Here is a 4,179-nt window from a genome sequence, read left to right as displayed (position 1 = left end):
GCTCAACAGAAGTGCTCAACCTGCCATTCTGCCGACTACATCAACTTCCAGCCTCCCGGCATGAGCCTGGCACAGTGGACTGGGGAAGCGAGCAAGATGCAGCACGTGTATGGTGCTCCGATCAGCGATCAGGATGTGAGCATCATCGGCGCCTACCTTGCGGTGACCTACGGCAGTGCCCATGCGAGCGATGCCGATGTGCAGGCTGCCTCGAACCCATCGGCAGGCCAGACCCCGGCTGCGCCTGCAGCCAAGCCTTAATGCGAAATGATCCCGTGGTCCATTGCGTACTTGACCAAGGCCGCGGGCTTGTCGATGTTGAGTTTGCGACGGATGCTCAAACGATGGGTTTCCACCGTCCGAACGCTGATGTCCAGCTCGCGGGCCATTTCCTTGTTGTTCATTCCCAGCGCCATCTTGCACAGCACTTGACTCTCGCGCGGCGTCAGCTCGTTTTCGGTGTTCTTGTCGGCGATGAGCCGCTGTGCGATCTCCGCACTGTAAAACGTTCCGCCGCTGGCAATCGCTTCAATGGCCGCAATGATTTCCCGTGAAGGTGCGTTCTTCAGCACATAACCGCTGGCGCCAGAACGAACAGACTCGCTCACGTACTCATAGTTGTCGTACATGCTGAGTACCAGAATCTTGAGCAACGGATATTGCTTGCTCAACACCCGGGTCAGCTCAAGTCCGTTCATGTCTTTCAGACTGATGTCGACCAGCAACAGGTCCGGCTGACAGAGCCTCACCATCTCAATCGCTTCGGCGCCACTCTCGGCTTCCCCCACCACTTCCAGGGGGGACATGACCGCCAGCAGCGCCTTGATTCCGTCACGGACCAGGGAATGATCGTCGACCAGGGCGACGCGGATCGGGTAGGACAGGTTCATCAGGGGCATTCACTCTTGTTGTTATTGGCTGAGTCAGTGTTTTGGACCGGGCATTTTCATGGGCAGCAGAACGTCCAGCACACTTCTTCCCGGCGTCGATGCGAGCTCGAATCGGCCACCAAAATGCTCGACCCGTTCGCGGATGTTCCGCAGCCCTATACCGGAGTGGCGGCGTTCGACCTGAGCGACGTTGAAACCGACACCGTCATCGACCACCGTCAGCCRTATGGACTCTTCGGACCCGTGCAGGGTAACGGATACGTTTTGCGCCTGGGCATGTCGTTCGATGTTGGTCAGGCCTTCTTGCACAATGCGAAACAACGAGACCGCTGCCCCATCGACCAGATGACACTCGAATTCGTTGTTGTTGTAGGTCACCACCAGTCCGCTGCGTTGCTCGAACTCTGCGGCAAGTTGACCGATCGCCGCCGACAGCCCCAGCGTGTCGAGCAGTGACGAGCGCAGGTCGTGAGAAAGGCTGCGAACCTCGCCAATCGCGTCTCCCAGGCGCTCCGTGGCCTCTCTTAAAATGCTCAAGCCCCTGTCTTGTCCACTTTCCAGCACATGGCTGGCCAGTTCGAACTGAAACTTGATGGACACCAGTACCTGGCTGATACCGTCGTGCAGTTCACGGGAAACCCGTGATCGCTCTTCTTCTTGCAAGCTGACGATACGCTGGGTCAACCGTTGAAGTTTTTTGTCGGCCAGACGATGTTCGCTGACGTTCAGCGTCATGCCGCTGGCGAAGACGAAAAGCACTGCCACGAGGGCTACGATGGCAATGGCGAGCATCGTTTTGCGGATGCCCTGAGCCACCTCGTCACGCGCCTGCTGTGTTGCACGCTCAACGTCCTCGAGGTAGATGCCGGTACCGAGCATCCAGCCCCAACGATCCAGCATCACGACATAGGCGAGTTTATCGGTCACTTGGCCGGAAGAGGGTTTGTTCCAGGCGTAGCGTTGAAAGCCCTCCCCTGACTCCGCACTTTTCAGTAACGCCTGGATCACCGGAAGACCGTGCGGGTCCTTCATGTCCCACAGGTATTTGCCCACCAGTTCCGACTGTCGCGAGTGCATCAGGCTACGGCCCTGGCGGTCGTAGACAAAGAAGTAGCCATTGATACCAAAGCTGAGCTTACGCAGTTCTTCCAGCACTTGTTGCTGTGCGTGCTCGTCACCCTTGCCGTTGTCGTACAGCGGCGCGATCAGGCTTTGCGCCATTTCGACGTAGTTTTTCAGTTCTGCACGCTTGCTGGCCAGAATGCTGTCTTCGATCAGTTGCGTCTGCTGATCACCCAGTTGGCGGTTCAGGGAAATCACCAACACGCAGATGACCGCAATCGCCAACACCAGCGGCAGAATCCCGAGCGCGACGATTTTATGTTTGAGCTGCATCTCTGCTCCTGACCGGACCGAGGGAAAGCGAAGGCCCGGCATCATATGCCAAAGATACGCGTGTCCAGTAGCGGCGCTGGACGGAATGACCTGTGGCTCAGTAAATGCAAAACCTGTGGGAGCGAGCCGGCTCCGGGCGGCGTTCCGACGATGACTGAATAACATTCAACATTGATGTTGGCTGTCGTACCGCTATCGCGAGCAGGCTCGCTCTCACAAGGAGATCGGTGTCGTCTACGTAGAACTACGCAGACACTGCGTACGTAGTAACGCGGATTTATTTGTAGACGGCATGCGCGGATATTGGGCCAGCTCCGCATAGCGGACACAATTATAAAAATTACCGCCGCAGTCCACTGGCTGTCGGCAGGAGACACGCAATGACCCGTCTGGCTAAACACCTCGCCTGGTTTGCCGTGGCTGTCCTGGGAGCTTTTGCGCTGAGTGTCGTGGCCCTGCGCCGCGGCGAAGCCATCAACGCCCTCTGGATCGTAGTCGCAGCAGTCGCTATCTATCTTGTCGCATACCGCTATTACAGCCTGTTTATCGCCAATAAGGTGATGCAGCTCGATCCCGGTCGAGCCACCCCCGCCGTCGTCAACAACGATGGTCTGGACTATGTACCCACCAACAAACACATCCTTTTCGGTCACCACTTCGCGGCCATCGCGGGTGCTGGTCCGCTGGTCGGTCCAGTGCTGGCGGCGCAAATGGGCTATTTGCCCGGCACGCTCTGGCTGATCGCCGGCGTGGTGCTGGCCGGTGCGGTCCAGGACTTCATGGTCCTGTTCATGTCGACCCGCCGCAACGGTCGCTCCCTGGGCGACATGGTCCGTGAAGAAATGGGCCGTGTCCCTGGCACTATCGCGCTGTTCGGCTGCTTCCTGATCATGATCATCATCCTCGCGGTGCTGGCGCTGATCGTGGTCAAGGCCCTGGCTGATAGCCCGTGGGGCATGTTCACGGTGATGGCGACCATCCCGATCGCGATGTTCATGGGCGTGTACATGCGCTACATCCGCCCGGGCCGCATCGGTGAGATTTCCATTGTCGGCGTGCTTCTGCTGCTGGGTTCAATCTGGCTCGGTGGGCAGATTGCCGCTGATCCGGTCTGGGCCAAGGCGTTCAGCTTCACCGGGATCCAGATCACCTGGATGCTGATCGGCTACGGTTTCGTTGCAGCAGTAATGCCGGTCTGGCTGATCCTGGCGCCGCGTGACTATCTGTCGACCTTCCTCAAGATCGGCACCATCATGGCGTTGGCAATCGGCATTCTGATCACCATGCCCGAGCTGAAAATGCCGGCATTGACCCAGTTTATCGACGGCACCGGACCGGTGTGGAAAGGCGGGTTGTTCCCGTTCCTGTTCATCACCATTGCTTGTGGTGCGGTCTCGGGTTTCCATGCGCTGATCGCTTCCGGCACCACCCCGAAACTGTTGGCCAGTGAAGGTCATGCCCGTTACATCGGTTACGGCGGCATGCTGATGGAGTCCTTCGTGGCGATCATGGCGATGGTGGCCGCTTCGGTGATCGAACCGGGCGTGTACTTCGCCATGAACAGCCCGGCGGCAATCGTCGGCGGTGACGTGGTACAGGTGGCTCAGACTGTCAGCAGTTGGGGCTTTATGATTACCCCGGAAGCCCTGCAAGCAGTGGCCAGGGACATCGGTGAAACCACCGTGCTGGCCCGTGCCGGCGGTGCGCCGACCCTCGCGGTCGGTATCGCGCAGATCCTGCACAGTGTTCTGCCGGGTGAAAACACCATGGCGTTCTGGTACCACTTCGCGATCCTGTTCGAAGCGCTGTTCATCCTGACGGCGGTCGACGCCGGCACCCGTGCCGGGCGTTTCATGCTGCAGGATTTGCTCGGTTCCTTCGTTCCGGCGCTTAA

At 58.7% G+C, this 4,179-nt stretch carries 3 protein-coding genes and 1 pseudogene; 2 read left to right on the top strand and 2 right to left on the bottom strand.

What is annotated here, in order from left to right; genetic code table 11:
* Positions 1–255: pseudogene (locus tag AC1DH9_RS24185) on the top strand (c-type cytochrome); the annotation flags it as partial.
* A gap of 2 nt (positions 256–257) precedes the next feature.
* Here the strand turns inward: AC1DH9_RS24185 and AC1DH9_RS24180 are convergent.
* Together AC1DH9_RS24180 and AC1DH9_RS24175 are read right to left on the bottom strand one after the other, a co-directional pair.
* Complete coding sequence (locus tag AC1DH9_RS24180; RefSeq protein ID WP_054597410.1) at positions 258–890, bottom strand: response regulator; 633 nt, start codon at positions 888–890, stop codon at positions 258–260.
* Between the two features lie 33 nt (positions 891–923).
* Positions 924–2,285 carry a cache domain-containing protein gene (locus tag AC1DH9_RS24175; RefSeq protein ID WP_477808910.1) on the bottom strand — a complete coding sequence of 454 codons (1,362 nt, stop codon included), beginning with the start codon at positions 2,283–2,285 and terminating at the stop codon, positions 924–926.
* 380 nt (positions 2,286–2,665) lie between these two features.
* On the opposite strand from AC1DH9_RS24175, the gene AC1DH9_RS24170 reads away from it, so the two are divergent.
* The coding region (locus AC1DH9_RS24170) for a carbon starvation CstA family protein (protein WP_477808909.1) at positions 2,666–4,179 on the top strand (1,514 nt) is incomplete at its 3' end.

The organism is Pseudomonas sp. 05T35, assembly GCF_056396605.1.
This window is presented reverse-complemented; position numbering and strand designations above follow the sequence as displayed.

Bases quoted from the DNA above. Each gene is read 5' to 3' on its own strand.
- AC1DH9_RS24180 (WP_054597410.1), bottom strand. From the start codon at position 890: ATGAACCTGTCCTACCCGATCCGCGTCGCCCTGGTCGACGATCATTCC.